This is a genomic window from Clostridium sp. TJA020 (assembly GCF_058310295.1).
Window position 1 is genome coordinate 1 of record NZ_JBZEFC010000027.1, and the last position, 524, is coordinate 524.

At 34.2% G+C, this 524-nt stretch carries 1 protein-coding gene; it reads right to left on the minus strand.

From position 1 onward, the window contains the following. A partial coding sequence (locus AC4FQ1_RS13140; RefSeq protein ID WP_491169876.1) for a rubredoxin-like domain-containing protein occupies positions 1 to 447 on the minus strand: 447 nt, incomplete at its 3' end. Positions 448 to 524: the final 77 nt, after the last annotated feature.

Here is a 524-nt window from a genome sequence, read left to right on the forward strand (position 1 = left end):
GTTTAATTGTTTAGCTAAAGTTGCTAATTCTTTCTTTCCTTCACATGCTCCAAATTCTGCATCTACTCTTGCTTGTAAGTTTTTCTTTGTATCTGCTTCTAATACTTCACCTAAAAGCTCAGCGAATTTTGCAGCATGTTCTGCTTCTTCAAATGCAGCTCTCTTATATATTTCTGCAACTTCTGGGTATCCTTCTCTGTCAGCTTGTCTTGACATTGCTAAGTACATTCCTACTTCTGTACATTCTCCCATAAAGTTTGCTCTTAATCCTTCTACTATTCTTTCATCTACTCCCTTAGCTACTCCAATTCTATGTTCATCTGCCCATGCTAAGTCTGATGATTGTTCTTTAAATTTATCTGCTCCTACTCCACACACTGGACATTTTTCTGGTGCAGCTTCTCCCTCATAAACGTATCCACATACTGTACATATAAATTTTTTCATATACTATCTCTCCTCTTCTTAAACACACATTTTTTTATTTTAATTTTCATTTATAAATCTTAATTCGTTTTTGTTTT